Origin of the sequence: Rhizobium sp. NZLR1 (assembly GCF_017357385.1) — a bacterium.
Lineage (GTDB): Bacteria > Pseudomonadota > Alphaproteobacteria > Rhizobiales > Rhizobiaceae > Rhizobium.
The window spans coordinates 212042-238965 of record NZ_CP071632.1 but is presented as its reverse complement, the minus strand read 5'-3'; the positions used below and the strand labels follow the sequence as shown (position 1 = coordinate 238965).

The following is a 26924-nucleotide window of genomic DNA, read 5'->3' as shown; positions in this document are numbered from 1 at the left end:
AATTTTTCGGATCGTCGATTTTTTGACACGTTTCGGAATATGTTTCTGACAGGCTGTAGGGTAATCTCTACCAAGTTGGTAGATTATCAAAGACAGCCATCGCCGGCCCCGGGCTCTTCCGGGACCTCTCAAGTGCAACGCCAACGCAAGGAACGAGCATGATAGATATCGATATTCTCGCCGATCTCCTTGGGCGATCCGTGCTTGGCAATGACCGTCCGGGCGCCCTCTCCCGCCCGAACTGTCGAATGTGACGTTCGTCCTCCTTTCAACGGTACCAGACAAGTCAATTCGCCATGGCTGCGCATGTCGCGTGGCAGGAGTTCTATCTATGAAGAAGCAAGTTATCGAATATGCAGGCGTTCCTGTCGGGATCGTCATTCCCGATGAAGACCGGCTGAAGTTCATCGCCGTGAAATTTCATGTCCACGACCTCGACGAGCAGCGTTTCGGCTCGCCGGACGAGGTGCGGCTGGCCATCCACGATCTGATGACCCGCCGTCATCCGAAGCCGCTTCATGCCTGAGGGCATGAGGCCGGCACTCGCATTCACGGCTTTTCCCGATGTTCGACCGGTCCCGCCATTCGGGGCCGGTCTTGTTTTTTGAGGGTAATTGCAGTCCTATCGGCGGCCTTTCCGCATAAGGATCCGCCGTTGCCCGATCTTCTCAACCTCATCACCGACATCGATGGCGTTTCCATCGGCCATGCGACCGACCTTGCGCTCGGTTCCGGCGTTACGGTTATCGTCTTCGACGCGCCGGCGGTCGCCTCCGGCACGGTGCTCGGCGGCGCGCCGGGCGGACGCGACACCGGCCTGCTCGATCCGTCGATGACCGTCAACGCTGTGGATGCCTTCGTGCTCTCCGGCGGATCGGCTTTCGGGCTGGATGCCGCCGGCGGCGTGCAGGCGGGACTGCGCGAACTCGGCCGCGGCTTTGCAGTCGGGCCGGTGCGCATACCGATCGTGCCGCAGGCGATCCTGATGGACCTGCTGAACGGCGGCGACAAGGATTGGGGGCTGCACTCGCCCTATCGCGATATGGGTTACGCTGCCTTGAAGGCGGCCGCCAAGGGCGCCTTTGCGCTCGGCACTACAGGCGCCGGCACGGGTGCGACGACGGCCACGTTCAAGGGCGGGCTCGGCTCGGCCAGCGCCGTCAGCAGCGCCGGCCACCGCGTCGCGGCTGTTGTCGCCGTCAATGCGCTCGGCTCGGCGACGATCGGCGACGGGCCGCATTTCTGGGCGGCACCCTTCGAAAAAGACGCAGAATTCGGCGGGCTCGGCATGCCAGATGCGGCCGATCACAGGATGCGGCTCAAGGGCATGAACGGGCCGGCGACGACGATCGGCGCGGTGGTGACCGACGCGCAGCTGACCAAGGCGGAGGCGCACCGGCTGTCGCTGGCCGGCCATGACGGGCTTGCTCGGGCGCTGCTGCCGGCACACCTGCCGCTCGACGGCGACACCGTCTTTGCCGCCTCGACCGCCAGGCATCGCAGAGACGACATGGCGAGCCTGATGGAACTTTGCCACCTTGCCACTATCGTCATGGCACGGGCGATCGCCCGTGGCGTCTACGCCGCCACCGCGCTGCCGGTCGAGGGCGGGCAAATGGCTTGGCGCGACCGCTATCCTGACGGTCATTGATTGAATAGGGTCGCAACCCGGGCAGAATGGCGGAGAGACGTGAATGCAGATCCGGGCGCTGATGTATTTCGACGAGCTGGTCAGGACCAATTCTATGCGCCAGGCGGCCGAGAACCTCAACGTCGCGCCGACGGCGATCAGCCGGCAGATCGAGAACCTCGAACATCATTTCGGTGCGCCGCTCGTCGAACGCAGCGCCCGCGGCGTCAAGCTGACGGCCGCCGGCGAGCTGCTTGCTGCCCGCGCTGGCCGGACGCTGCGCGAACTCGATCACGTGCAGCAGCTGATCGAAGACCTGAAGGGCCTGCAGCGTGGCCGTGTCAGCATCTATGCCAACGGCGCGACCGTCGCCAATCTGCTGGCGCCGGCGCTGGCCGAATTCAGCCTGAAATATCCGCAGCTGCGTTTTAGCGTGATGATCACCAGCGCGCGGCAGGCGATCGATGCCGTCAACAGCGCCGAGGCGGATATCGCGGTGACGCTTTTTGCGCCGATCCTGTCCGGCACCAAAGTGCGGCTGCGCTCCGAGATCGCCTATGATCTCATCGCCACGCCGCAGCATCCGGCGGCCGCGCATGCCGAAATCCCGCTGAGGACGCTCGCCGACTACGCGTTGGCACTGCCGGATCAATCCTTCGGCTTCCGCCAGGCCTTCGACACGCTGTTCGAGAAGGAGGGGTTGAGCCTCGATCCGGTCTTCGTCACCAGCTCGCTCGAAATGTTGAAGGAACTGGTGCTCAGCGGGGCCGCAGCCACGCTGTTGCCAGCACTTGCCGTCCGCCGTGAGATCGAAGCGGGCCAGCTTCTGGCCATTCCGCTTTCCGGCAAGACCGGCATCCGCACCCATGTCGATCTCTGCGTCGCGCCCGACCGGCAGCTGTCTTTCGCCGCGACGAAGCTGCTCGACTTCATCGAGAGGTTCATGCGCGAGCAAACGAACCGCCGAGCCGAGGCAAAAGCCTGACGCTTCCGGCTTGCCTTGACGGCCGATTTGCTGTGTAGCTTTTTCGGCTACACTGAGCACACAAAATCGTCATTGTGTGTGCACCTGGATAGTGTCACTCTTTTCGCAAAAGGGGCCTCCGCCAACTGAGCGTGGCCAGACAAGGGAACATGATGATCGAGCTTTCCTTTGCGCCGTCAGCGCGTTTCGTCCGACGGCTTTCCCTCGGTGCCGTCGTTTCGGCCGGCCTCGTGATGACGGCGATGACGCCGGCGGAAGCGGCAAAGACCACCCTCACTCTCGGAATGAGCGTCGAGCCGACCGGCCTCGATCCGACGATCGCAGCACCGGTGGCGATCGGCCAGGTGACCTGGCAGAACGTGTTCGAGGGCCTGGTGACGATCGATCAGGCCGGCAAGATCCAGCCGCAGCTGGCAAAGAACTGGAAGGTCTCCGCCGATGGCCTCACCTATACGTTCAAGCTGCAGGCCGGCGTCAAATTCCATAACGGCGAGGCCTTCGATGCCGCTAGCGCCAAGTTCTCGCTCGACCGCGCCCGCGGCGCGGATTCGGTCAATCCGCAGAAGCGCTTCTTCGCCTCGATCGCCTCGATCGATACGCCCGATGCCGAAACCCTGGTGCTGCATCTCTCAGCGCCGACCGGCAGCCTGATCTACTGGCTCGGCTGGCCGGCATCGGTGATGGTCGCGCCCAAGACGGCGGCCGACGACAAGACGACGCCGGTGGGCACCGGCCCCTTCAAATTCGCCAGCTGGGCGAAGGGCGACAAGGTCGAACTGGAAAAGAATGCCGATTACTGGGACAAGGATGCGGCCGCCAAGCTCGACAAGGTGACTTTCCGCTTCATTGCCGATCCGCAGGCGCAGGCGGCGGCGCTGAAATCCGGCGATCTCGATGCCTTTCCGGAATTTGCCGCACCCGAGCTGATGACTTCCTTCGACGGCGATGCGAGGGTGGTCACCAGCATCGGCAATACCGAACTCAAAGTCGTCGCCGGTATGAACAATGCCAAGAAGCCGTTCGACGACAAGCGCGTGCGCCAGGCGCTGATGATGGCAATCGACCGCAAGACGGTGATCGACGGCGCGTGGTCCGGCCTCGGCACGCCGATCGGCAGCCACTACACGCCGAACGATCCGGGCTATCAGGACATGACAGGCGTGCTCCCCTATGACGTCGAGAAGGCAAAGGCGCTGCTTGCCGAAGCCGGCTATCCCAACGGCTTCAGCTTCACGATCAAATCGCCGCAGATGGCTTATGCGCCGCGCAGCGCTGAGGTGATGCAGGCGATGTTTGCCGAAATTGGCGTGACGATGACTATCGAGCCGACCGAGTTTCCAGCGAAATGGGTCCAGGACATCATGAAGGACCGCAACTTCGACATGACAATCGTCGCCCATGCCGAGCCGCTCGACATCGACATCTACGGGCGCGATCCCTATTATTTCAATTACAAGAACCCAGCCTTCAACGCGCTGATGCAGAAGGTCCAGGAGACGGCCGATCCCGCCGCGCAGAGTGCGATCTATGGCGAAGCACAGAAGATCCTCGCCGAGGACGTGCCGGCGCTCTACCTCTTCGTCATGCCGAAGCTCGGCGTCTGGGACAAGAAGTTGAAGGGGCTGTGGGAAAACGAACCGATCCCTTCCAACGTGTTGTCTGGGGTTTCCTGGAAAGAGTGAGGCGGTAGGTTTGTTAGGTGGGTGGTTGCGCCGGCTTTGGGGAGATCCGACATGCTTTTGGCCGATATAGCGCGCAGCCCTGCCCCTGCCTCACTAAGTCCATTCAGCCCGGGACGACATTGTTTAATTTCGCTGGCGGATGGCGCGGGGAGCCGCCGTGCCACCCCGGCAGCGTGGCCCACATGATCGCGCTCCTCGCCCGCCGTCTCAGCGGTCTCCTCGTTACGCTTCTGATCGTCTCACTGCTGATCTTCGCCGTCATGGACCTGCTTCCCGGCGATCCCGCCTCGATCATGCTCGGCACCTCTGCAAGCCCGGAGACGCTGGCGGCGCTGCACCATGATCTCGGCCTCGACCAGCCGCTCATCCTGCGTTACGGGCAATGGCTTGCCGGTGTAGTGTCAGGCAATCTCGGTCAATCCTACACCTACGGCGTTCCGGTGGCGGGGCTGATCGTCGAGCGACTGGCGGTGACGCTGCCGCTGGCGCTGATGGCGGTCGTGCTTTCGGTGATGATCGCCGTGCCGCTTGGCGTGCTGGCCGCCTCGCGCCGCGGCGGCATCTTCGACATCATCGCAACGCTGTTTTCGCAGATCAGCATCGCCGTGCCCGCCTTCTGGGTGGCGCTGCTGCTGATCATCCTGTTTTCGACGATGCTCGGGCTGATGCCGGCGGGCGGCTTCCCGGGCTGGAGCGCCGGCGTTCTACCGGCGCTCCAGGCTCTGGTGATGCCGGCCGTCGCACTGGCTATGCCGCAGGCCGGCGTGTTGACGCGGGTGGCGCGTTCAGCGGTGCTCGACACGATGCACGAGGATTTTGCCCGCACCGCGGTGGCCAAAGGGCTTTCACGCAGCGCCGTGCTGTGGCGGCATATCGTGCCGAATGCGCTGATCCCGATCCTGACCATGATCGGGCTGCAGTTTACCTTTCTCATCGCCGGCGCGGTGCTGGTGGAAAACGTCTTTAACCTGCCCGGACTCGGGCGGCTCGCGCTTCAGGCGCTCTCCCAGCGCGACATCATCGTGATGCAGGATGTCGTGCTGTTCTTCGCAGCCCTCGTCATCGTGATGAATTTCATCGTCGACCTCTCCTATCTGGCGATCGATCCCAGGATGAGAAAGGCGGCATGAAGCATGGCTCCTGCTGTTCCTGCCGTCGCCAGCCGCGGCCGAGCCTTTATACTTAGCCGGCGAATGAACCTGATCTCGGGAGCGGCGATCATCGGTCTGCTGATGGCCGTTGCACTGCTGTCGCTCGTCTGGACACCGCTGCCGCCAGCGAGGATGCAAATCATTCACAAACTGCAGCCGCCTCTTGCCTTCGGCGTGCTCGGCACGGATCAGTTCGGCCGCGACGTGCTTTCCATGCTGATGGCGGGCTGCTGGAATTCGCTGTCGATCGCCATCACCGCGGTTGCGATCGGCGGAACGATCGGCTCGATCGCCGGCATTTCGGCGGCGGCCATCCGCGGCCCTTTCGAAGCGCTGCTGATGCGCATCTGCGACGTCATCTTCGCGTTGCCGCCGATCCTGTCCGCCATGGTGCTTGGCGCCTTTCTCGGGCCTGGCCGTTTCACCGCGATTACCGCGATCGCGGTCTTCATGATTCCGGTCTTTGCACGCGTGACGCTTGCCACCTCGCTACAGGCATGGAGCCGGGATTATGTGACGGCGGCGCGCGCGATCGGCAATACGCGCCTGACGATTTCTCTCCGTCATGTGCTGCCGAATATAGCGAGCCAGATCATCGTGCACGGCGCAATCCAGCTCGGGCTGGCGATCCTCACCGAGGCGGGCCTCAGCTTCCTCGGGCTCGGAATGGCGCCGCCGGCGCCGACCTGGGGCCGGATGCTCGCCGATGCACAAACCTATCTGGCGTTGGCTCCCTGGCTGGCGATCCTGCCCGGCCTTGCCATCGCGCTTACCGTCTTCGGCTTCAACATGCTCGGCGACGGGTTGCGCGATCTTCTCGACCCGCGCGAGGCGAGCCGCTGATGTTCTTCCGAGACGAAACGCCCGAAAGACCATGCCATGACCGAAACCGACCTCACCATCCGCGAACTCAGGCAGCACTTCGCCGATAAAAGCCTCTCACCCCTCGAATACTGGCTCGCACTCGAAGATCATATCGCGGCCTGGGAGCCTTCGATTTCAGCACTCTACCTCTACGACCCGGAAGCAGCGCGCGCGCTGGCGAAGGCCTCGACGGAGCGCTGGGCGAAGGGCGAAACGCTGGGAGTCCTCGACGGCATCCCGGTGACGTTGAAGGAACTGATCGCCACGAAAGGCCAGCCGGTGCCGCTCGGCACGAAAGCAGTGGAACTCAAACCGGCTGATGCCGATGCGCCCGCCGCCGCGCGGCTTCGGGAAGACGGCGCGGTGATCTTCGCCAAGACCACCTGCCCCGATTACGGCATGCTTTCCTCCGGCCTTTCGAGCTTTCATCCTCTCAGCCGCAACCCCTGGAATACGACGCAAAATCCCGGCGGATCGAGTGCCGGGGCGGCCGCGGCCGCGGCGGCCGGATACGGACCGCTGCATATCGGCACGGATATTGGTGGCTCAGTGCGCCTTCCCGCCGGCTGGACCGGCATTTTCGGCTTCAAGCCGAGCCATGGGCGCATCCCGGTCGACCCCTATTATGTCGGGCGCTGCGCCGGGCCGATGGCGCGCACGGTCGAGGACGTGGCCTCCTCGATGGCGACGCTGTCGAAGCCGGACTGGCGCGACGGAACCAGCCTGCCGCCGAACGATTTCAACTGGATGGATCTCGACCTTGACGTGTCTGGCATGAGGATCGGGCTGATGCTCGATGCCGGCTGCGGGCTTGCAGTGGACGACGAGATCAAGGCCGCGGTCGAAGCGGCGGCGCGGCACTTCGAGGATGCCGGCGCGACCATCATCGCCGCCCAACCGGTGCTGACACGCGCGATGCTCGATGGGCTCGACGATTTCTGGCGCTCCCGCTTCTGGGGCGATATTGCGGAGCTCGACGAAGAGCGACGCAACGGCATCCTGCCCTATATAAGGGATTGGGCGAAGGGCGGTGCCGATATCGCAGGCGTCGATGCGGTCAAGGGTTTCAACCAGACGATCGAGATGCGCAAGAACTGCGGACGGCTGTTCAGCGAGGTCGACGCCGTGCTTTCGCCGACCAATCCGATCATCTCCTACCCGGCCGAATGGGCATCGCCGACCAACGATCCGGCCCTGCCCTTCGAGCATATCGGTTTTACGGTGCCCTGGAACATGTCGGAGCAGCCGGCCGCCTCGATCAATTGCGGTTTCTCCCGGTCGGGCATGCCGATCGGGCTGCAGATCGTCGGGCCGCGTTTTGACGACATGCGGGTGCTTCGGCTGTCGAAAACCTTCGAGGATTGGGCGGGCGGGGTGAGCGCCTGGCCGCGGCGACCGATCCGCTGATCAGCCGGTCGGGCGGCGGTAGCCGGTTGGCTGCTCGTAAAGCCAACCGATACGCTTTACGGCGGCCTCGAAATTCTCGCGCGCCACCGTCATGCTGTGGCCGTTGGCGTGGAGGATGGTTTCCGGATCCTCGAAGACGGCGACATGGCCCTTCCAGAAGACCAGGTCGCCGCGGCGGATTTCGGCGCGGTCGATCGGCTGGCCGAGGCCGGCCGCCTGCATGTCGGTATCGCGCGGCGCATCTCGGCCGCTCATCAGCATCGCCAGCTGGACGAGGCCGGAGCAATCGATGCCGAGGCCGGAGCGTCCGCCCCAGAGGTAGGGCGTTTCCAGAAAACGGGCCGTGATTTCGACATAGTCGGCGCCAGCGAGGGCGCCGATCGGCTGGAGGTGCTTGGCAAAAATCGCGGTTCCGTCATCGAGCACGACATAGTGATTGCCGCGCGCTTCCGCCTCGCCGGCGACATGGACGCGGCTTCCCATCGACAGGATGGCCTGGTGCGGCTTGCGCAATTCCGGCTCCGAATAAAGGAAGGTGCGCTGGACGGTGACGATGTGGGTGGGGGGCGGCCGGCCTTCCGACAGCGCGTCTGCAGAGAGATAACCGACGTAACCGTCCGAAGCGGCTTTCACCCAGCACCAGCCGCCGGCGCGATCGAACACCGTCACGTCCTCGCCAAGAAGCAGTTCGGTATCGATGCCACGCGCAAGGTCCGGTTCGGGGCGCAGGCCGACGACCGGAACGGCGACACGCGCCAGGGCGCCGTCCACGAAGCGCAAAGCCTCTACCTTGCCTTCGAGCCCCGCTTCGGCGAGATCGGGCCGATAGGCATGCAGCCGGCGGTCGAGCATCGTCATTGGCATTCCTTTCAAGTGGCCTTTCAAGTGGCCATTCAGATGGCCTCTCAGAGCGGCAGCCGGCGGGCCTGATCACGGACGAGGTCGCCAAGCTTTTCCAGGTACAGCGCGCCGCCGACGGTGCGCTTGATGATTACGCTGCGCCGGTCGGCATCGTCGCGCACACGATCGACCAGGCCCATTTCGCCCATCGTATCCAAGGCGCGGGTGATGACCGGCTTGGTGACGTCAAGGGTGGCGGCAAGCCCACGCACCGTATGCGGCGGCGGCACCAGATAAATATGCAGCAGGATCGCCATCTGGCGCAACGTCAAATCGCGGTCATCGTGACGGACCTGATCGAGCGCCACGCCATGCCAGAGCCCCAGCGCCTGCGAGGCGGTCAATTCGATCGGCACGGCCCCTCCGGAAGATCGTTACGCTAACGTTTCATTTTCCGGCAGTTGGCATCGACATGCAAGAGGCGGCAGGAATTGCCGCCCGGCACGGTGAATAAAATTTTAACGATCGGCAGCGACGTGCAGCGCATGAACAGGGTCACGCGATGCGCCTCCACTCCAGCTTGCCATGGCGTCAGCGCAGGCTCTCGCGGATATGATGGAAGAGCGCGCGGATTGCCTGTGCTTCACCACCGCCCGGCGAATGCGGCCGTTCGGACTGCGCCCAGCCGTAAATGTCAAAATGCGCCCAGCTCTTCGCCTTGCCGACGAAACGCTTGAGGAAGAGGGCCGCGGTGATCGCCCCCGCCATGCCGCCGGCCGGCGCATTGGTCAGATCGGCGAACTTGGTGCGGATATCCTTTTCGTAACCGGAATAGAGCGGCAGGCGCCAGATCGGATCGTCTGTTTCCAGGCTCGCTTCGGTCAGATCATGCGCCAGATTGGCGTCATCGGTGAAGAAGGGCGGGAGGTCAGGACCGAGGGCGACACGGGCAGCACCGGTCAGCGTCGCCATGTCGATCAAGAGCTCGGGCTCGTCCTCGTCGGCATAGGCGAGCGCATCGGCTAGGATCAGACGGCCTTCAGCATCGGTATTGTCGATCTGGACGGTCAGACCCTTGCGGCTCTTGTAGATGTCGCCGGGGCGGAAGGCATTGGACGAGATGGCGTTTTCGACGACCGGGACGATGACACGCAGGTCGACCTTCAGCTTGGCGTCCATGATCATCAGGGCAAGCCCCATGACATTCGCCGCGCCGCCCATATCCTTCTTCATCAGCAGCATGGAGGCGGCAGGCTTGATATCGAGACCGCCAGTATCGAAGCAGACGCCCTTGCCGACGAGTGTCACCTTGCGATGGCCCTTTTTGCCCCAGCGCAATTCGAGAAGGCGCGGTGCATCGGCGCTGGCGCGGCCGACGGTATGGACCAGCGGGAAGTTTTGCTCGAGCAGGTCGTCGCCTTTGATAACCGATATCTCTGCCTTGTAATGTGCGGCCAGGCCGCGGAAGGCCGCCTCGAGCTGTTCCGGCCCCATATCATTGGTCGGGGTATTGATGAGGTCGCGGGCGAGAAAGACGCCGGCGAGCTGGCGCTTGATGTCGGCACTGTCGGCATCGCGGGGGATCATCAGCGTCGCCGCCGGCGTTTTTTCGGACTTGTAGCGGTCGAAACGGTAGCTGCCGAGACCAAAGCCGAGAGCCAGGCGATTTGCCGTCAGCGGTGCAGTCTCGATGTGCCAGTCGCCGGCCGGCAGCGCCCGGGCGAGCCTGCCAGTAATATAAGGCTGCTCGGATGGATTGGTGCCGAGGCCAAAAAGCGCGCCGCCGAGATGGCCTTCGGCCGTCGGGATCAGCAGCACCGACCCGCTTTCGGCCTTGTAGCCCGCCCTGCGCGCCCAATCGAGCGCGATCGGATCGATCGTGCCGGTCTCGATATGGGCGGGGGTGACGGCAAAGATCGGCAGCGTCGAACCGCCCTTGGTGTTGAAAGGGGTCGCTCTCTCGATGAACTGATAGGGGGCCATGATTATCCTTCGGCGGTCGTAAGGAATCACTCCTTAACGGTCTGTTAGGGTTAACAGACTATTGCTGGAGCGAAGATTGCGTCAAACCTTTCCCTGTTCCGCTTCGAGGTCAGGCGCCGATTTCGGAATTCAGGAACGCGTCATGCCCGCCTCGCTTACATCCACATTCACGAATCGTATCCTGCAGGGCGCTGCGGCATCGCTCATCGTCCTGGCGGTTGCCGGCTGCTCGACGACCAAGGACCGGATGACGACAGGCTCGGTGCCGAAGCTCACCAAGCCGGTTGAAGAGATGGACGCGACCGAGCTGCGCTCGGCAACCGACCGGCTCGGTCAGGCCTATGAAAAGAACCCGCGCGATCCCGTCACCGGCGTCAGCTATGCCAACCTGCTGCGCATGAACGGCCGTGACACGCAAGCGCTCGCCGTCATGCAGCAGGTGGCGATCAGCAATCCCGCCGACCGCAACGTGCTGGCCGCCTACGGCAAGGCGCAGGCAGCGGCCGGCCAGTTCCAGCAGGCGCTCGATACGATCGGCCGCGCCCAGACACCCGACCGTCCGGACTGGAAGCTGATCTCGGCCGAAGGCGCGATCCTCGACCAGATGGGCCGGGCAAGCGACGCCAGGCAGCGCTACCGCGACGCGCTCGACATTCAGCCGAACGAGCCCTCCATCCTGTCCAACCTCGGCATGTCCTACGTGCTGACAGGCGATCTGCGCACGGCCGAAACCTATCTGCGCTCCGCCGCCAGCCAGCCGACCGCCGACAGTCGCGTCAGGCAGAACCTTGCCCTCGTCGTCGGCCTGCAGGGACATTTCCCCGAGGCCGAGCAGATCGCCCGGCGCGAACTTTCGCCGCAGCAGGCCGATGCCAATGTCGCCTATCTCAGAGGCATGCTCTCGCAGCAGAATTCCTGGCAGAAACTCGCCGCCAAGGACAAGACGCCGGGTGCCGCGGAGGCCAGCAATACCAACTAACAATGGTCTAGCGGACACTCAGGCCCGAAAGAATGAGACGAAGTCCGAGGCCGCCCATCACGGCACCGGCGGCCCGGTCTATCCAGCTCTTCGCAGCGAGATAGAGCCGCCGCGGATGGCGGGCCGAAAAGGCGAAGGCCACGATCGAATACCACCCCGCTTCCACCGCAAAGACGCCAAGCGGCAGCGCAACCATTAGATCGAGCGGCACCGTCCTCGGTAGAAGCGCGGCAAAGAGGCTGGCATAGACGATGATGGTCTTCGGGTTGCTGAGTTGGGTCAGCAGCGCGGTCGTGAAGCTCAGCATCGGCGCGCGTTGGCTATCGCCGGCGTCGGAAACCTCCAGCGGCTGGCCAGCACCTCTCCAGATATTGACGGCGATATAAATGAGATAGGCGCCGCCTGCGACCTTCAGCAAGACATAGAGCCATTCGAACTGAGACAGCAGCGCCGTCAGCCCGGCGAGTGCCAGCACGGCAAAAACGACGCCGCCGGCGCCCATGCCGAGTGCGGCCGCAAGACCATCCAGCCGTGACCGCGAAATGGCAATCCTGGAGACGACGACGAAGCTCGGGCCGGGGCTCATAGCGCCGACTGCCAGGGCTGCCATGATGCTGATGAAAACGCCTGCGGAAGACATCCGAAAACCCTCGTTTGAGATCGGAGGTTACCGCATAATTCCTCAAATCGGAATCGATTTAAGCGGCGGCAATCATCAGAACTTGTCTGAGACCTGAATGCCGGCCGGGCCAAGAATAACAGCGATCAGCACCGGCAGGAAGAACAGGATCATCGGCACCGTCAGTTTCGGCGGCAGGGCGGCCGCCTTCTTTTCGGCTTCGTTCATGCGCTCGTCGCGGCCTTCCTGGGCGAGGACACGCAGCGCCTGCGCGACCGGCGTGCCGTAGCGATCGGCCTGGATCAGCGCTTGAGTGACCGAGCGTACCAGCTCGATCTGGGTGCGCGTGGCAAGATTTTCGAGCGCCATGCGGCGATCCGGCAGGAAGGAGAGTTCAGCCGTGGTCAGCACCATCTCCTCGGCGAGCGCCGGCGACTGCTCGCCGAGTTCTTCCGACACGCGACGCATCGCGGCCTCGATCGAGATGCCGGATTCGACGCAGATCAGCATCAGGTCCAGCGCATCCGGCCAGGCACGTTTGATCGAGTGCTGGCGCTTGCCCATGCGGTTCGAGACATAGATGTTCGGCGCGTAGAAACCGACATAGCCGATGGCGATGACAGCGAACATGCGGATGGGCAGGCCCCTTTCGGCGAGATGGCCGAGACCGAAGACCCAGAAGACGGCAAGCGCCAGGAAGAGGAAGGGCAGCAGGAAACGCGCCACGAGGAAGGTATTCAGCGCATTCTCGGAGCGAAATCCGGCAGCACGCAGCTTGTTGACGGTATTCTCGTCGACGAGCGCCTTGCGCAGGTTGAAGCGTTCGACGATCTGGCGGACCGAACGATTGTTCTGGCTCCTGAGCGAGGCTTTGCCGGCGCCGGTTTCGGCGTTCATGCGGGCGCGTTCGCGAGCGCGGATCTGCTCGCGCTCGGTCGAGACGGCCTTCATACGCTTGTTGAGATCGCCGCGCTCGAAGAAGGGGATGGCGATCGTGTAAAACGTGGCGAAGACGGCGACCGCGACGAAGAGCGCGATCAGCATGCTCGGATTGGTCAGGGTTGCGGCAAGGTCCTGCGACATGGGGTGCGTCCTTCCGTCTAGATGTCAAAATTGACCATGTTGCGCATGACGAAGATGCCGATCGACATCCAGATCGCCGAGACACCCATGATGAAATGGCCGCGCGGATCGGTGAAAAGGATCATCATGTAGTTCGGCGACGTGAGATAGACGAGGGTCGCGACGATGAAGGGCAGAGCACCGATGATGACGGCCGACGCCTTGGCTTCCATCGAAAGCGCCGAGACCTTGGCCTTCATTTTCCTGCGCTCGCGTATCACCTTGGAAAGGTTGCCGATTGCTTCCGACAGATTGCCGCCAGCCTGCGACTGGATGGCGATGACGATGGCGAAGAAGCTGACTTCCTGGAGCGGCATTTGGGTCGTCATGCGGGCGCAGGCGTCGGGGATGCTGAGGCCCACCTGCTGCGCCTCGATCACGCGCCGGAACTCGCTCTTCACCGGCTCGGTACCTTCGGTGGCGATGAGACGGATCGCATCGTTGAGCGGCAGGCCCGATTTGATCGAGCGGGTGATGACGTCAAGCGCATTGGGGAGCTCGTTGAGGAACTTGTTCTGGCGGCGCTTGATCAGGAAACCGACGATCCAGCGCGGCAGGCCGAGACCGGCGACGACGGCAATACCGATTATCACCATCAACGATACACCGATGATGAAAGCCATGAGCAGCAGCACGCAGGCGAAGATGGCGCTGATGAGATAGAATTTCCCGACCGTGATCGTCAGGCCGGCCTGCACCAGCCGGGATTTCATCGTCAGGGTCTTCTTGGTCTTTTCGTGCTGGCGCTTTTCCAGATCCTTCAGATTGTCCTGCACCGATTTCCGGCGCTTCGACATTTCCTGCACCCGGTCGCGGGCGGCCTTGACCTTGACCCGGTCGCTTTCAGCCGATTTGACGCGGTTGATGCGGCTTGCCGATTTCTTGTCGGCCTCGATCCGGGAAAACATCAGGGCATAGGCGACCGCCGCCGCGGAGATGGCGGCGAGGACGACGATTGCCAGCACTATCGGATCGAACCCGAACATCTCGCCTAATCCTTCGTTTTCGCTTCCATCGCGTCAAGGGCAGCGGCAAGACGCTTTTCCTCGTTGAAGTAACGGGCGCGATCCCAGAAATGCGGCTTGCCGACGCCGGTCGACATGTGCCGGCCGATCAGGCGGCCGCCCGCATCCTCGCCTTCGATCTCGTAACGCATCAGGTCCTGGGTGATGATGACGTCGCCTTCCATGCCGATCACCTCGGTGATCTGGGTGATGCGGCGCGAACCGTCGCGAAGGCGCGCCGCCTGGATGATCACGTCCACCGAGCTGGAGATGATCTCACGCACCGTCTTTGCCGGCAGGGTGAAGCCCCCCATGGCGATCATCGATTCGATACGGCTCAGGCATTCGCGCGGCGTATTGGCGTGGATGGTGCCCATCGAGCCGTCGTGACCGGTGTTCATCGCCTGCAGCAAGTCGAAAACCTCAGGTCCGCGCACTTCGCCGACGATGATGCGCTCGGGACGCATACGCAGGCAGTTCTTGACGAGATCGCGCATGGTAATCTCGCCCTCGCCTTCGATATTCGGCGGGCGCGTTTCGAGACGTACGACATGCGGCTGCTGCAGCTGCAGTTCGGCGGTATCCTCGCAGGTGATGACGCGTTCATCCCTGTCGATATAGTTGGTGAGGCAGTTCAGCAGCGTCGTCTTGCCCGAGCCGGTACCGCCCGAAATGACGACGTTGCAGCGCACGCGCCCGATGATCTGCAACACGGTCGCGCCTTCCGCCGTGATCGCACCGAAACGGACGAGCTGATCGAGCGTCAGCTTATCCTTCTTGAACTTGCGGATGGTGAGCGCCGGCCCGTCGATCGACAGCGGCGGCGCGATAACGTTGACACGCGAGCCATCGGGCAGGCGGGCATCGCAGATCGGGCTCGATTCGTCGACACGGCGGCCGACCTGGCTGACGATGCGCTGGCAGATCGAGAGAAGCTGCGCATTGTCGCGGAAGCGGATCTCCGATTCGATCGTCTTGCCGCCGACTTCGATGAACGTCTGGCCGGCGCCGTTGACCATGATATCGGCGATATCGTCGCGCGCCAGCAATGGCTCCAGCGGACCGTAGCCGAGAACGTCGTTGCAGATATCCTCGAGCAGCTCTTCCTGCTCGGAGATCGACATCGCATAGTTCTTGATGGTGATGATGTCGTTGACGATGTCGCGGATTTCCTCGCGCGCGCTTTCGCCGTCGAGCTTGGAAAGCTGCGAAAGATCGATCGTATCGATCAGCGCGGAAAACACCTGCGCCTTGGTGTCGTAATATTCATCGGTACGAACAGGGCGCTTGCGCTGCGGCGTCTGCATCGGCGGCGGCGTCACCTGCTGGCGTGCGGGCTCGCGAGCGGGTTCGACCAGAATCGAGGGGGAAGAGGCCGCAGGGGCAGCGGCCGGAGCCGGCGGCGGGGGAGCAATCGCCCCTCCAACCTTTCCGGAACCTTCGTTTCCGCGTTTTCCAAACATGCCGCTTAATCCAATCTGCTTGTTCTACTTGCTACTTGCGCTTCAGGAGGCCCAGCAGTCCGCCCTTCTTCGCCTTCTTGATCGCGACACGGCCGGTGACGATGTGCGATATCTGCGAAAAGGTTTCCGCCGTCGGCGACTTCGGGTCGACTTCCGAGATCATCCGGCCGCTATTGGCGGCATTGCCGAAAAGATGGATGTCGAAGGGAATGATGGCGATCGGATCGATCTCCAGCGGCTCACAGAAATCCGATGGTGAAATCTCCGGACGTTTCGGCATGCCGACCTGGTTGAGGATCAGATGCGGCGGCTTGTCGTTCGGCCGCATCTTGCGCAACGCGTCCAGCATGTTCTTGGCATTGCGCAGGTTGGCGAGATCGGGAACCGCTGTGATGACCACTTCGTCGACACTCGACAGCACCGAGCGTGTCCATTCCGACCATGTATGCGGAACGTCGAGCACGGTAACGGGCGCGCTGCGCTGCAGCACATCGAGCACCGGCTGGAACGCCTGGCCATCGAAATCATAGGCACGGTCGAGCAGCGAGGGTGCCGCAAGCAGGGAGAGATGTTCGGAACATTTCGTCAGCAGGCGGTCCAGGAAGACCTCGTCGAGACGGTCGGGCGCGAAGACAGCTTCGGCGATGCCCTGGGCCGGATCCTGGTCGAAGTCGATGTTCGCGGTGCCATAGGGCAGGTCGAGATCGGCGAGGATCGTCTCGGATGAGAAGAGGTTGGAAATGCCGAAGGCACAATTATGCGCGATGGTCGAGGCGCCAGTACCGCCCTTCGAGCCGATGAAGGCGATGCTGCGGCCGAGCGGCTCGGCTTCCGGATCGACGAAGATCGAGGCCATCGACGCCAGGATATCGGGCATGGCAACGGGCTGGACCATGTATTCGGAGATGCCGTTGCGGATGAGGTCGCGATAAAGCCCGATATCGTTGTAGTAGCCGATAATGACGACTTTGGTCGTCGGATCGCAGACGGCGGCGAGCGGCGCGAGTTCGGAGAGAAGGTTTCCGGCATTCGCCTTGGTCTCGAGGATGATGAGGTTCGGCGTCGGGGCGCCGGAGAACATATTGGCGGCAGCGGCGATGCCGCCGCTGGTGATGCGCATGCTGACCTTTGCCACGCGTCGATCATTGGCGCAGCGTTCCATGACCTGCTGCAGAGCCTCGCTCTCACAGAAGGCATGCACGGAGATGCGCGGCAGCGGCCGCATGTTTTCCAGATCGGCCATGCGCACCGCCTCCTCGGCGTGGCGAAGCTCGCTTTGATTCTTGATTTCGTACTCTATCGCGCTCATCGTCCCGTTCCGCCTCAGAAGCTGCTGTCGCTGCCGGCGACCTCTTCGATCGTCGATGTCGTCGTCCGATATTCCTGGATCGCGTTGTTGCGGCGCTGCGCGTCGATCGGGGTCATGCCGCGGGGCGCCACCAGATCCTCAGGATTGGCGATCTGGGCGGCGAGGTTGTTCTGCGAGGCGCAGCCGAAATTATAATAATTCTGGTTGGTCAAATCGCTAGAGATGTCCTTCGGCCACTGGCCGCATTGCGTGGTGATCGCCGTGGTGCCGGTAAAGCTCAGCCGGATCGGTGCCGCATCGCCGGGGCCGACCGCGGCGTAGGAGGTGTTGACGATTTTCGAGCTTGCGATCCCCCTCCTCGCCAGCTCGGCACGGACCTGATTGCGCAGTTGATAGGCTGCCGCCGAATTGGGCGAGCCTTGCGGCGATAGCACGTAAACCGGACCCGAGGCGCGCGCGATGTAGTTTGCGGCAAAACCGCGAATGAGGTCGCGCTGGGCGTTGGTCAGGCGGCGATCGGTGGAGGCGACGGGAATGTCCACCGTCTGCTCCGCTTCGGTCACGATGATCGGGTGACGCGCGCGATAGTCGTCGGGAATACCGCCGGTCGTCAGCTGGTCATGTGGGCCGGCGCATCCGGAAAGGGCGGCCAGCGACATGGCAACCGTGGCAAAAAGCGCCTTCGAGATTCCGAGGCGGGGTGTCGTCGAATTGATATGGGCCATCACCTGATCCCTGTTCTCTTCCATTGCTGCCGACCGTGCGCCGCTCATTTGTAGATGAACCCAATTGAGCCGTGGAACTGCGCGTCGGCAACGGGCGCCTCGCGGCGGCCATAGACTTTGTTGACTCGGTTGAGGAAGAAGGTTGCACCGTCATTCTCGGGGCTGAAATTGTCGTCCGGCCGGTTGAGCTGATTGCGCGCCACCGGACGCACCAGATAGGGCGTTGCGATGATGACGAGTTCGGTTTCCTGACGCTCGAAACCCTTCTGGCGGAAGAGGGTGCCGAGCAGTGGAATCTTCGAGACACCAGGCGTGCCGCCCATCGTCTGGGAAACGTTGTCGCGGATCAGGCCGGCCAGCGCGATCGAGCCGCCCGAGGGCAGCTCCACCGAGGTCTCCGCCGAGCGGCGCTGATAGGTCGCGCCGCCGCTGCCGGCCACCGGTTCGGAGACATTGGTCTTGATCTGCAGGCTGATGCGTCCCGATGAGAGCACGACCGGCTTGAAGGCGAGGTTGATACCGTAGTTGAACGGCACGACGGTGACGTTGCCGTTGCTGTCGGTTGTCGAATAGAGCTGTTGGCCGCCGGAATTGAAGGTCGCGGCCTGGCCCGATATTGCCGTCAGCGTCGGCTCGGCAAGCGTCTTGACGACCTTGGCCTGCTCCAGCGCGTTGAGGTAGGTCGAAATGTCGTATTTTCCGATCGTGCTCTTGAATAGCGCCGCCAGGCCGCCGCCAACGACGGATGTGGCGCTGTCGGCGCTGGGGCTACCGAGCTGTGCGACTGTCATGCCGGAGGAATTGGAAACCAGATTGTCGAAGCCGAGCTGCTTCAGCACCTCGCGGCGGACCTCGGCGATCGTCACCTTGAGGGTGACCTGGTCCTCGCCCTCGATCTGCAGCAGGTTGACAACCTGCGAGCTCTGACGGGCTTCGGCAAAGAGCGCCACCGAGCTGTCGCCGCCGGTGCCCGATGCCGTCTCGCTTCTGGTCGTCGCTTCGCCGCCCTTCAGGAAGACCTGCGCCAGATCGGCCGCCTGTGTGGCATCCTGCGGGGTGCGCACGGTGCCGGTCAGCACGATGTTGTCGGAGACGATTTCGACGTTGATGTTGGAGTCTGGAATGAATCGGCGGAGATTGACTTCGAGGCCGGAAACGTCGCGCTCGATCTCGATGTCGAGATTGACGATTTCCTGTCCACCGGCGCCGAAGACGAAGATATTCGTCTGGCCGACCTTTTTGCCAAACAGGTAGATGCGCCGCGAGGTGCGGGTCACGGCATCGGCCATGGTCGGATCGGATACGAGGATATCATGCGCATCCTCGGGCAGATCGACGACGACAGCCTTGTTCAGCCCGAGCTTCAGCCGGCGGTGGGCATCGCGGCCGGTTTGCGAGATGCGGACCAGGTTTTCGGAATCGGCGCGCGCCTCGCCTGGTACAAGAAGCAGCGCGAAAGAGGCCGACATTATACCGGAGACGGCGACTGCCAGCGACAGGCAGCCTGTCAGGAGAAGTCCGGCGCGCCGCGTAGAATTGCCCATGTGCACGTCCCTTTACTCCGCCTTCGGCGCTGCGCTGGCATCGGTGACGATGGCGCCCGATTTGATGACCTGGATGCTCGCACTGCCGTTATCGCCGCTCAGCAGATAGTCGGCTGCGCTGGTGTCCTGCTCCTGCGCATCGGCGACCGAGCGTAGCGCGAGCGACAGCCGGTCCGCCATCTGCTGGGCGACAGCGAGCACCTTCGTTTGATCGGGGGTGAGTTCGAGCGTCGCCGTCGTGCCGACCACGGCCTTCGAGCCGTCGTCCTTTTCCTGGATCTGCTGGTCAATGGCCAGAACGCGGACATTGCTCAGCACGGTCTCGGTGATGAGCTTGTTGGCTTCGGTGCCCTTGCGGACCATGATGACGTCGACGCGGTCGTTCGGCAGGATGAAGCCGCCGGCACCTGTTGCCACCGATATCTCGGTCGCGACGGCGCGCTTGCCGGCCGGCAACAGCGAGGAAAGGATGCGGCTGCTGGAATCGGCGACCTTTTCCGGCCGGATCGGTTCGCCTTCGAAGATCGGCAGGCGCACGACGGCACCCTGCAGATCCTTGATCGCATCCGGCTTGTCGGCTTCGGTGATCAGGCCCGGGACAACGGCGCCCTGCGGCCAGGCCATCCAATGAACGGACTGGTCGCTCAGCCTTTCGCCGACCGCCAGATTGGCGCCCGAGACCAGGACGTTGACCGTCGGTTCCTTCTCGATGACCGACTGGACCTGGGTAACGACACCGCCACTGCCTGCCATGCGCATCGCCAGGAGGCCGGCGAGGCCGGCTGCCACCACGGCGACAGCAAGGATTATAAGGCGGGCCGGTTTCATCGATCATTCCTCAGGGCACGATATGTTCGCCCTGCAGAATGCTCAGCAATTGGTATAATTATGGTTAATGGAACGCTTACATTTTAAGTTAACGGGCATTTAAAATGCCGTTATTTCAGGCTTTCCAGCGCAGCTAGGAAGAGCGGCGAAGAAGGGAAGGCCATGAAGCCGCCGATCGCGATGGCGATGCCGTAGGGGATCTTCTTGGCCAGCAGGACCGAATTCGGCACCGGCAGGCCGATGGCAAGGATGGTGTTCGATTGCGCTCTCACCAGCAGGATCAGCAAGGTTATCAGACCGCCGATCATGGCGACGTCGACCATCAGGAAAGCGAGCGATTGATTCAGACCAAACCAGAGCGCGGTGGCGCTCAACAGCTTGGCGTCTCCGCCGCCCATCACATTGAACGCAAAAAGAGCGAAGCAGGCACTAAAGACGATTGCCGCGCCGGCAAGATGCAAACCGATCATCTCCCAGCCCAGGCCGGACAGCGGCGCGAGGATGAAGAAAGAGGCAATCAGGATCAGGGAAACGCGGTTCGGAATCGTCATGGTGAACAGATCGGAAAAGGCCGCCATGGCGAGGCAGAGTGGCAATATCACAAACACTGCAGCGGCGATCATGTGTATACCCCGTCATAACGAGATGCGAAAAGGCTCACGGCCATTCAGCCTGTGAGCCCGCTCGATAGATCAGTCGGAGCCGATCCGGCCGTATAATATGGGCGCCAAGTGGCTGCCCCTATCTTAGTTCGACGCCGTAACGCCGGTGTTCATCTTGGTGCTCAGATTGTTGAACGTGGTGCTGATGCTGTTGCCGAGAGCCGTTGCGCCGGTAATCAGCGCTACGGAAATGAGGGCAGCGATCAGGCCGTATTCAATTGCGGTCGCGCCGGATTCGTCCTTCAGAAAACGGCTAAAAAGCTTGGTCATGGTAACTCCTAACTCCAGTTGATGTTCAGCACGTCCGCCAACTGTTTGCCGTTGATCGGATGGCATCAACCTAGCGAATGGGCGTTTCCATCGGCTTAAAGAAAAGAGTTAACGAGGCGTCAACGAGACACCAGCCCCTTGCAGGGTAAGTATTTTCTTATGCGACTACTTCAATATTTAACAATCTTCCCGGAATAACCGCTGGATTCATCCGGTAATAGCACAGGTCTTACTTCCAACCGGAGCGTGTGCGGTCCTGAGGCCGTGCCAAATCGGATCATTGCGCCTCATCCCGGAACAGGGAGGCGGGCTTAAGGCTTCGTTCACCATTTTTTTCCATTCTATGCGGATATTGCGCTGTGATCGTGAAAGAGGACCAAATGTCATCGAGCGGCAAAACCATTTTCTTTGCCGGCATGATCGCCGTTTTCGGTAATTCGGGAGTTTCCTCGGCCGCAGACGATGACATGCTGCGCGTCTATATGGATCACGCGCGCGTATTGAAGCTCGACCGCCCCGTCAGCAAGGTCATCGTCGGCAATGCCAAGGTCGCCGATGCGACCGTCGCCGACGCCAAGACCATCGTTCTCACAGGACGCAGCTTCGGCACCACCAATCTGGTTCTACTCGATGCCGATGGCAATGCGATCCTCGACGAGCGTATTCTGGTGTCGATCGATGAGGGCAACACGGTGCGCGTATACCGGCAGACCGAACGCTCCGTACTGTCCTGCACGCCGAACTGCGAGCAGCATGCACAGCAGGCGACCACCAGCACTACCTCGCCCTGATTGGCTTACCTCTCTTCTTCGGCCATTCGTTAAAATCGTCGCCTCAGACTGAAACGGAAAATCAACGAACGGACCCTAGTGTGGCGGACAGAGAATGTCGCTCGGGTCCAGGCAATGACGGTAATTGATCAGAAGACGGATAAAGCGCGCGTCTGCGCGCCGTTCCGTTTTTCACGGTTTCGCGCTCTCGGCCGATCGCGCGAGGGTTCCGCGGCGATCGAATTCGCGTTGCTTGCCATTCCCTATTTCCTGGTGATTTTCGCAGTCCTCGAAACCTTCGTCGCCTTTGCTGCCGAGGAACTCGTCTCCAACGCCGTCGATACGATGAGCCGCAAGATGCGAACCGGGCAGATCACCTATAATCTTGGCCGCACGACCGATATGAACCAGGCGCAGTTCCGCCAGGCTTTCTGCGATGAGATCTCGATCCTGATCCGCTGCTCGACGAGCGAAGTGGCTACGCCGAGCAAGCTCTACCTGGATGTACAGACATTCAGCACCTTTTCGGCCATTCCGACGACGATTCCCAAGCTTTCGACCGACAAATATGCCGACCTCAACACGGCGGCCTTCAAATATGCGCCGGGCGGCGCAGGCACCATCAACATGGTCCGCGCCTACTATCGCTGGGAAATCACGGCGGATCTGGTCCGGCCCTATATCACGACGATACGTCCCTCCGACGGTTCGATGCCGAGGGAATATCTGATCATCGCGACCGCGGCCTTGCAGAACGAGCAGTATCCATAATGGCGTTACGCAACCCGTTCAGCAGACTGGTATTGACGGCGCGGCGGCTGGCCCGAGACCGCAAGGGCGCCGGAGCGATCGAATTCGCGATCCTCTTTCCCGTGCTCGTCATGCTCTATATCGGCGCTTTCGAGATCACGATCGGCCTCAGCGTCAGCAAGCGGGTGACACGCGCTGCAGGGACGGTGGCCGACCTCGTCACCCAGCAGCAATCCATCACGAAGAGCACGCTTGCACAGATGCCGTCGGTCGCAACCGCGATCTTCGTGCCTTACAACAACACGTCGCTGACGCTGAAGATCACCGGAATTACGATCGACGCCAGCGCCAATGCGAAAGTGCTGTGGTCGTGGGCGCAGGACGGGACCTCGCCCTATGCCAAGAATACGGCCGTGAGCAATGTGCCGTCCGACATGAAGACCGCCAACAGCTTCCTTGTTCGCACCGAGCTCAGCATCCCCTATACGATGTTCCTGTTTGCGCCGAATTTCCTGCCGGACGGCATGCGCACGATCACCATCAGCCGCAGCTATTTCTACCGCCAGCGGCAAGGCGACTCGATCGCCTGCAGCGACTGCTGACAGCCCTCCCCTTCTTCCCGAATTTGCCAAGCCGGCCGCAGCATTATATGCCTGAGGCTCTGCCGCTCCGACGTCCCTGGGGCCGGCGATCGGCTCTCTCGGGTGTAAAATGGCGCGTGCCTTTCTTTTCGTTCTGGATTCTTTCGGCGTCGGCGGAGCGCCGGATGCGGCGGCCTATGGCGACGAGGGCGCCGATACGCTCGGCCATATCGCCGAGTTCTGCGCAGCCGGAGCCGCAGATCGTGCCGGATTGCGCAGCGGGCCGCTTTCCCTGCCCAACCTGTCGGAACTCGGGCTGATGCAGATCGCCCGATCGGCCTCCGGCCGGTTCCCGGCCGGCATGCCCGTTCCCGAGAAGGTCTACGGAATTTATGGCGCCGCCACCGAAATCTCCCGCGGCAAGGACACGCCATCAGGCCATTGGGAGATCGCAGGAACACCTGTCAGTTTCGATTGGGGTTACTTCCCGATGGAGGGCGAGGCCTTTCCTGCCGAATTCATCGAGGCATTGTGCAGGGAGGCCGATGTGCCCGGCATTCTCGGCAACTGCCATGCCTCTGGAACGGAGATCATCGCCCGGCTCGGCGAGGAGCATATCCACACCGGCAAGCCGATCTGCTACACCTCCTCGGATTCGGTCTTCCAGGTCGCTGCGCACGAGGTGCAGTTCGGTCTCGATCGCTTGCTCACTTTCTGCCGTCTAGCCCGCGGGATGCTCGATCGCTACAATATCGGTCGCGTCATCGCCCGGCCCTTCATCGGTCAGTCCCCCTCGACCTTCCAGCGCACCGGAAACCGGCGCGACTTCTCCGTGCTACCGCCGGAGCCGACGCTGCTCGACCGGCTTATCGAACACGGCCGGCACGTGCATGCTGTCGGAAAGATCGGCGACATCTTCGCGCATCAGGGCATTTCCAGGGTCATTAAGGCAAATGGCAACGATGCGCTGATGGATGCATCGCTCTCAACCATCGACGAGGCCGAGGACGGCGATCTCGTCTTCACCAATTTCGTCGATTTCGACATGATTTACGGCCATCGCCGCGATGTGCCGGGTTATGCCGCGGCACTCGAAGCCTTCGATGCCCGATTGGCCGAAGTCCACAAGAAGCTGAAGCCAGGCGATCTCGTCGTGCTCACCGCCGACCACGGCTGCGACCCGACCTGGCGCGGCACGGACCATACGCGCGAGCGCGTGCCCGTCATCGCCTATGGCCCAGGCATCCGGTCGCGTTCGATCGGCGTGCGCCGCAGCTATGCCGATATCGGCGAGAGCTTAGCGCGCCATCTCGGCATTCCGGCGGGACCGCATGGAAGGAGTTTTCTGTGACGTCGCATTTGAAGAAGGTCGAACTGCACTGTCATCTGGAGGGTGCGGCACCTCCTGAATTGACCGAGGCGCAGGCGCACAAATACGGTGTCGATATCAGCGGCGAGCTTCGCGGCGGCGCCTATGTCTGGCATGATTTCGCAAGCTTCCTCGAATGTTACGACAAGGTTTCCGAGGTCTACAGGACCGAGGAGGACTATGCGCTTCTGACCGAAACCTATCTCGACCAACTCGCCGGCATCAATACGATCTACAGCGAACTGATCGTTTCGCCCGACCACGGCAAACGCATCGGGTTGGGTGCCGACGCCTATATATCAGGCATCTGCGAAGGCATCCGGCGGGCCAGGGAAAAGAGCGGTATCGAGGCCCGGCTGATCGTCACTGGCGAGCGGCATTTCGGTCCGGAGAGCGTGATCGGCGCCGCCGAATACGCGGCAAAGGCCGGCAATCCTCTGATTACCGGCTTCAACCTTGCCGGCGAGGAGCGGATGGGGCGCGTCGCCGACTATGCCAGGGCCTTCGATATCGCCCGCGATGCCGGCCTGGGGCTCACCATTCATGCCGGCGAGGTCTGCGGCGCCTTCAGTGTCGCCGACGCGCTCGATGCCGTGCGCCCCTCGCGCATCGGCCATGGCGTGCGCGCCATCGAGGATCTCGATCTGGTGAAGCGGCTTGCCGATCTCGGCACCGTGCTGGAGATCTGCCCGGGCTCCAATATCGCGCTTAAGGTCTTTCCCGATTTCGCTTCGCATCCGCTGCGCCGGCTGAAGGACGCCGGCGTGCGCGTGACGATAAGCTCGGACGATCCGCCGTTCTTTCATACCTCACTGGAGCGGGAATACGAACTTGCCGCCGAGGCTTTCGGCCTCAGCGACGACGAGATCGATGCGATGACACGAACGGCAATCGAAGCTGCCTTCGTCGACGATGAGACACGCAAGGCCCTGCTCGCCCGACTTTGAGAGCCAAAGGTGGAGCGAGGCTGGGGATGATCGGCGCAAATTGGCCGCCACTCTTGCAGTCGGGCCGATTTCCGTGAAAGAAACATTCGATAGAAAATGAAAGGCTTCCCCATGGACGGCGTCACGGTCATCGATCACCCGCTGGTGCAGCACAAACTCACCATCATGCGGCGCAAGGAGACATCGACGGGAAGTTTCCGGCGGTTGCTGCGCGAAATCTCGACGCTGCTCTGTTACGAGGTGACCCGCGATCTCGAACTGACAATGGAAACGATCGAGACGCCGCTGCAGACGATGGAATCGCCAATCCTCGAAGGCAAGAAGCTGGTCTTCGCCTCGATCCTGCGCGCCGGCAACGGCCTGCTCGAAGGCATGCTCGATCTCGTGCCTTCCGCCCGCGTCTCGCATATCGGCGTTTACCGCGACCACGAAACGCTGCAGCCGGTCGAATATTACTTCAAGGCTCCGGAAGACGTGGCCGAGCGGCTGATCATCGTCGTCGACCCGATGCTTGCAACCGGCAATTCGTCGATCGCCGCGATCGACAAGCTCAAGGAACGCGGCGCCCACAATATCCGCTTCCTCTGCCTGCTTGCCGCTCCCGAAGGCATCCGCAACTTTCGCGCCGCGCATCCCGATGTTCCCGTGTTCACTGCGTCGATCGACAGTCATCTCAACGAAAAGGGCTATATCATGCCCGGCCTCGGCGATGCCGGCGACCGCATGTACGGCACCAAGTAGTTTCAGATTTCGTTTACCAAATCGAAAGCCTTGAAGGCCCGGTGGTTCATTCCGGGCCTTTTTGTTGGCGATATTAGCAACTTGTCAGCACTTGAGGTTTAGCAATTCCGAAGCATGAGGCCCCGCATGAAGCGGGGTTTATACAGGAAGGATTTCTGTTTCATGCTCGTGCGTACCGTCCTATTCGCCAGCATCGCCGCGGTGCTCGCAACACAGGTGCCTTCCTTCTTCGGAGACACCGGCCAGCGGTCTGCTGACGCGCTTTCCGCCAATTACCTATCGACCGAAAGCGACAAGCCCGCGGCACCCGCACCGGTCTCAGGCAGCAATGCGATCCGTCTGCAAGCGGATGCCCAGGGCCATTATACCGGCGGCTTCAAGATCAACGGCAAGTCGGTGCAAGGCCTGATCGATACTGGCGCCACCTATGTCGCGCTCAACGAGACGCTCGCCCGCCGACTGGGCTTCACCGCAAACCAGCTCGATTTCCGCTACGGGGTGAACACCGCAAACGGCCAGACGAAGGCGGCGCATGTGATGCTCGACCGGGTGGAAATCGGCGGCATCCGCGTGCGGGACGTCGAAGCCTTCGTCCTCAAGGACGAAGCGCTGACGACGACGCTAGTCGGCATGAGCTTCCTACAGAAGCTCGCCTCCTATTCCGTCGCCGACGGTTCGCTCAGCCTGAAGCAATAAACC

At 62.1% G+C, this 26924-nt stretch carries 28 protein-coding genes; 15 read left to right on the top strand and 13 right to left on the bottom strand.

Annotated features, from left to right (window positions below; translation table 11 throughout):
- The first annotated feature begins 331 nt into the window (after nucleotides 1–331).
- The 7 genes from J3O30_RS01145 (at nucleotide 332) to J3O30_RS01115 (ending at nucleotide 7719) form a co-directional block, all read left to right on the top strand.
- A complete protein-coding gene (locus J3O30_RS01145) occupies nucleotides 332–526 on the top strand; it encodes a hypothetical protein (RefSeq protein ID WP_003544544.1) in 195 nt (64 codons plus the stop codon).
- 129 nt (nucleotides 527–655) lie between these two features.
- Nucleotides 656–1651: a P1 family peptidase gene (locus J3O30_RS01140; protein WP_207582502.1), complete on the top strand. Its 996-nt coding sequence runs from the start codon at nucleotides 656–658 to the stop codon at nucleotides 1649–1651.
- A gap of 43 nt (nucleotides 1652–1694) precedes the next feature.
- Entirely contained in the window at nucleotides 1695–2615 is a 921-nt protein-coding gene (locus J3O30_RS01135) for a LysR family transcriptional regulator (protein ID WP_207582501.1), read from the top strand.
- Nucleotides 2616–2767: 152 nt separating this feature from the next.
- Entirely contained in the window at nucleotides 2768–4297 is a 1530-nt protein-coding gene (locus tag J3O30_RS01130; protein WP_207582500.1) for an ABC transporter substrate-binding protein, read from the top strand.
- 182 nt (nucleotides 4298–4479) lie between these two features.
- Entirely contained in the window at nucleotides 4480–5427 is a 948-nt protein-coding gene (locus J3O30_RS01125; RefSeq protein WP_207582499.1) for an ABC transporter permease, read from the top strand.
- A gap of 3 nt (nucleotides 5428–5430) precedes the next feature.
- Nucleotides 5431–6291 (top strand): ABC transporter permease, encoded by an 861-nt coding sequence (locus J3O30_RS01120; protein WP_207582498.1) that lies wholly within the window; start codon nucleotides 5431–5433, stop codon nucleotides 6289–6291.
- A 36-nt stretch (nucleotides 6292–6327) separates the two neighbouring features.
- Complete coding sequence (locus J3O30_RS01115) at nucleotides 6328–7719, top strand: amidase (RefSeq protein ID WP_207582497.1); 1392 nt, start codon at nucleotides 6328–6330, stop codon at nucleotides 7717–7719.
- On the opposite strand, the gene J3O30_RS01110 is transcribed toward J3O30_RS01115, so the two are convergent.
- From J3O30_RS01110 to J3O30_RS01100, 3 genes are all read right to left on the bottom strand, one after another.
- On the bottom strand, nucleotides 7720–8577 hold the full coding sequence (locus tag J3O30_RS01110) for an NlpC/P60 family protein (RefSeq protein ID WP_207582496.1): 858 nt from the start codon (nucleotides 8575–8577) through the stop codon (nucleotides 7720–7722).
- A 47-nt stretch (nucleotides 8578–8624) separates the two neighbouring features.
- Entirely contained in the window at nucleotides 8625–8975 is a 351-nt protein-coding gene (locus J3O30_RS01105) for a MarR family winged helix-turn-helix transcriptional regulator (RefSeq protein ID WP_003589207.1), read from the bottom strand.
- A gap of 175 nt (nucleotides 8976–9150) precedes the next feature.
- A complete protein-coding gene (locus J3O30_RS01100) occupies nucleotides 9151–10542 on the bottom strand; it encodes a M17 family metallopeptidase (RefSeq protein ID WP_207582495.1) in 1392 nt (463 codons plus the stop codon).
- A gap of 142 nt (nucleotides 10543–10684) precedes the next feature.
- On the opposite strand from J3O30_RS01100, the gene J3O30_RS01095 reads away from it, so the two are divergent.
- On the top strand, nucleotides 10685–11521 hold the full coding sequence (locus tag J3O30_RS01095; RefSeq protein WP_207582494.1) for a tetratricopeptide repeat protein: 837 nt from the start codon (nucleotides 10685–10687) through the stop codon (nucleotides 11519–11521).
- Nucleotides 11522–11528: 7 nt separating this feature from the next.
- Here J3O30_RS01095 and J3O30_RS01090 read toward each other — a convergent pair whose 3' ends face one another.
- From J3O30_RS01090 to J3O30_RS01045, 10 genes are all read right to left on the bottom strand, one after another.
- Nucleotides 11529–12161, bottom strand: coding sequence for a LysE family translocator (locus J3O30_RS01090; RefSeq protein ID WP_207582493.1), 633 nt, complete (start codon nucleotides 12159–12161; stop codon nucleotides 11529–11531).
- 75 nt (nucleotides 12162–12236) lie between these two features.
- Nucleotides 12237–13223: a type II secretion system F family protein gene (locus tag J3O30_RS01085; RefSeq protein ID WP_207582492.1), complete on the bottom strand. Its 987-nt coding sequence runs from the start codon at nucleotides 13221–13223 to the stop codon at nucleotides 12237–12239.
- 17 nt (nucleotides 13224–13240) lie between these two features.
- Nucleotides 13241–14248, bottom strand: coding sequence for a type II secretion system F family protein (locus J3O30_RS01080; protein WP_207582491.1), 1008 nt, complete (start codon nucleotides 14246–14248; stop codon nucleotides 13241–13243).
- 5 nt (nucleotides 14249–14253) lie between these two features.
- Nucleotides 14254–15729: a CpaF family protein gene (locus J3O30_RS01075; RefSeq protein WP_207582490.1), complete on the bottom strand. Its 1476-nt coding sequence runs from the start codon at nucleotides 15727–15729 to the stop codon at nucleotides 14254–14256.
- Nucleotides 15730–15760: 31 nt separating this feature from the next.
- On the bottom strand, nucleotides 15761–17038 hold the full coding sequence (locus J3O30_RS01070) for a CpaE family protein (RefSeq protein ID WP_207582489.1): 1278 nt from the start codon (nucleotides 17036–17038) through the stop codon (nucleotides 15761–15763).
- A gap of 14 nt (nucleotides 17039–17052) precedes the next feature.
- Nucleotides 17053–17811 carry a CpaD family pilus assembly protein gene (locus J3O30_RS01065; RefSeq protein ID WP_207582488.1) on the bottom strand — a complete coding sequence of 253 codons (759 nt, stop codon included), beginning with the start codon at nucleotides 17809–17811 and terminating at the stop codon, nucleotides 17053–17055.
- Entirely contained in the window at nucleotides 17808–19307 is a 1500-nt protein-coding gene (locus J3O30_RS01060; protein WP_207582487.1) for a type II and III secretion system protein family protein, read from the bottom strand. The genes J3O30_RS01065 and J3O30_RS01060 overlap by 4 nt, the downstream gene beginning before the upstream one ends.
- Before the next feature lie 12 nt (nucleotides 19308–19319).
- On the bottom strand, nucleotides 19320–20135 hold the full coding sequence (gene cpaB / locus J3O30_RS01055; RefSeq protein WP_207582486.1) for a Flp pilus assembly protein CpaB: 816 nt from the start codon (nucleotides 20133–20135) through the stop codon (nucleotides 19320–19322).
- 110 nt (nucleotides 20136–20245) lie between these two features.
- Entirely contained in the window at nucleotides 20246–20758 is a 513-nt protein-coding gene (locus tag J3O30_RS01050) for a prepilin peptidase (protein WP_207582485.1), read from the bottom strand.
- A 123-nt stretch (nucleotides 20759–20881) separates the two neighbouring features.
- Complete coding sequence (locus J3O30_RS01045; protein ID WP_007634070.1) at nucleotides 20882–21067, bottom strand: Flp family type IVb pilin; 186 nt, start codon at nucleotides 21065–21067, stop codon at nucleotides 20882–20884.
- A 380-nt stretch (nucleotides 21068–21447) separates the two neighbouring features.
- Between J3O30_RS01045 and J3O30_RS01040 the strand changes: the two genes are divergently transcribed.
- The 7 genes from J3O30_RS01040 (at nucleotide 21448) to J3O30_RS01010 (ending at nucleotide 26921) form a co-directional block, all read left to right on the top strand.
- Nucleotides 21448–21858, top strand: coding sequence for a pilus assembly protein N-terminal domain-containing protein (locus J3O30_RS01040; RefSeq protein WP_207582484.1), 411 nt, complete (start codon nucleotides 21448–21450; stop codon nucleotides 21856–21858).
- Between the two features lie 114 nt (nucleotides 21859–21972).
- Nucleotides 21973–22608 (top strand): TadE/TadG family type IV pilus assembly protein, encoded by a 636-nt coding sequence (locus tag J3O30_RS01035; RefSeq protein ID WP_207582483.1) that lies wholly within the window; start codon nucleotides 21973–21975, stop codon nucleotides 22606–22608.
- On the top strand, nucleotides 22608–23189 hold the full coding sequence (locus J3O30_RS01030) for a TadE/TadG family type IV pilus assembly protein (protein ID WP_207582482.1): 582 nt from the start codon (nucleotides 22608–22610) through the stop codon (nucleotides 23187–23189). Before J3O30_RS01035 ends, J3O30_RS01030 begins: the two co-directional genes overlap by 1 nt.
- Nucleotides 23190–23298: 109 nt before the next feature.
- Nucleotides 23299–24519: a phosphopentomutase gene (locus J3O30_RS01025; RefSeq protein WP_207582481.1), complete on the top strand. Its 1221-nt coding sequence runs from the start codon at nucleotides 23299–23301 to the stop codon at nucleotides 24517–24519.
- Nucleotides 24516–25484 (top strand): adenosine deaminase, encoded by a 969-nt coding sequence (locus tag J3O30_RS01020; protein WP_207582480.1) that lies wholly within the window; start codon nucleotides 24516–24518, stop codon nucleotides 25482–25484. The genes J3O30_RS01025 and J3O30_RS01020 overlap by 4 nt, the downstream gene beginning before the upstream one ends.
- Before the next feature lie 111 nt (nucleotides 25485–25595).
- Nucleotides 25596–26225 (top strand): uracil phosphoribosyltransferase, encoded by a 630-nt coding sequence (gene upp, locus J3O30_RS01015; protein ID WP_003544477.1) that lies wholly within the window; start codon nucleotides 25596–25598, stop codon nucleotides 26223–26225.
- Between the two features lie 126 nt (nucleotides 26226–26351).
- Entirely contained in the window at nucleotides 26352–26921 is a 570-nt protein-coding gene (locus tag J3O30_RS01010) for a TIGR02281 family clan AA aspartic protease (RefSeq protein ID WP_207582479.1), read from the top strand.
- The last annotated feature ends 3 nt before the right edge of the window (nucleotides 26922–26924 follow it).

Coding starts and splice junctions, on each gene's coding strand:
- J3O30_RS01145 (WP_003544544.1), top strand. CDS start 332: ATGAAGAAGCAAGTTATCGAATATGCAGGCGTTCCTGTCGGGATCGTC.
- J3O30_RS01135 (WP_207582501.1), top strand. CDS start 1,695: ATGCAGATCCGGGCGCTGATGTATTTCGACGAGCTGGTCAGGACCAAT.
- J3O30_RS01130 (WP_207582500.1), top strand. CDS start 2,768: ATGATCGAGCTTTCCTTTGCGCCGTCAGCGCGTTTCGTCCGACGGCTT.
- J3O30_RS01125 (WP_207582499.1), top strand. CDS start 4,480: ATGATCGCGCTCCTCGCCCGCCGTCTCAGCGGTCTCCTCGTTACGCTT.
- J3O30_RS01120 (WP_207582498.1), top strand. CDS start 5,431: ATGGCTCCTGCTGTTCCTGCCGTCGCCAGCCGCGGCCGAGCCTTTATA.
- J3O30_RS01115 (WP_207582497.1), top strand. CDS start 6,328: ATGACCGAAACCGACCTCACCATCCGCGAACTCAGGCAGCACTTCGCC.
- J3O30_RS01110 (WP_207582496.1), bottom strand. CDS start 8,577: ATGACGATGCTCGACCGCCGGCTGCATGCCTATCGGCCCGATCTCGCC.
- J3O30_RS01100 (WP_207582495.1), bottom strand. CDS start 10,542: ATGGCCCCCTATCAGTTCATCGAGAGAGCGACCCCTTTCAACACCAAG.
- J3O30_RS01095 (WP_207582494.1), top strand. CDS start 10,685: ATGCCCGCCTCGCTTACATCCACATTCACGAATCGTATCCTGCAGGGC.
- J3O30_RS01090 (WP_207582493.1), bottom strand. CDS start 12,161: ATGTCTTCCGCAGGCGTTTTCATCAGCATCATGGCAGCCCTGGCAGTC.
- J3O30_RS01085 (WP_207582492.1), bottom strand. CDS start 13,223: ATGTCGCAGGACCTTGCCGCAACCCTGACCAATCCGAGCATGCTGATC.
- J3O30_RS01080 (WP_207582491.1), bottom strand. CDS start 14,248: ATGTTCGGGTTCGATCCGATAGTGCTGGCAATCGTCGTCCTCGCCGCC.
- J3O30_RS01075 (WP_207582490.1), bottom strand. CDS start 15,729: ATGTTTGGAAAACGCGGAAACGAAGGTTCCGGAAAGGTTGGAGGGGCG.
- J3O30_RS01070 (WP_207582489.1), bottom strand. CDS start 17,038: ATGAGCGCGATAGAGTACGAAATCAAGAATCAAAGCGAGCTTCGCCAC.
- J3O30_RS01065 (WP_207582488.1), bottom strand. CDS start 17,811: ATGAGCGGCGCACGGTCGGCAGCAATGGAAGAGAACAGGGATCAGGTG.
- J3O30_RS01060 (WP_207582487.1), bottom strand. CDS start 19,307: ATGGGCAATTCTACGCGGCGCGCCGGACTTCTCCTGACAGGCTGCCTG.
- cpaB (WP_207582486.1), bottom strand. CDS start 20,135: ATGAAACCGGCCCGCCTTATAATCCTTGCTGTCGCCGTGGTGGCAGCC.
- J3O30_RS01050 (WP_207582485.1), bottom strand. CDS start 20,758: ATGATCGCCGCTGCAGTGTTTGTGATATTGCCACTCTGCCTCGCCATG.
- J3O30_RS01045 (WP_007634070.1), bottom strand. CDS start 21,067: ATGACCAAGCTTTTTAGCCGTTTTCTGAAGGACGAATCCGGCGCGACC.
- J3O30_RS01040 (WP_207582484.1), top strand. CDS start 21,448: ATGTCATCGAGCGGCAAAACCATTTTCTTTGCCGGCATGATCGCCGTT.
- J3O30_RS01035 (WP_207582483.1), top strand. CDS start 21,973: ATGACGGTAATTGATCAGAAGACGGATAAAGCGCGCGTCTGCGCGCCG.
- J3O30_RS01030 (WP_207582482.1), top strand. CDS start 22,608: ATGGCGTTACGCAACCCGTTCAGCAGACTGGTATTGACGGCGCGGCGG.
- J3O30_RS01025 (WP_207582481.1), top strand. CDS start 23,299: ATGGCGCGTGCCTTTCTTTTCGTTCTGGATTCTTTCGGCGTCGGCGGA.
- upp (WP_003544477.1), top strand. CDS start 25,596: ATGGACGGCGTCACGGTCATCGATCACCCGCTGGTGCAGCACAAACTC.
- J3O30_RS01010 (WP_207582479.1), top strand. CDS start 26,352: ATGAAGCGGGGTTTATACAGGAAGGATTTCTGTTTCATGCTCGTGCGT.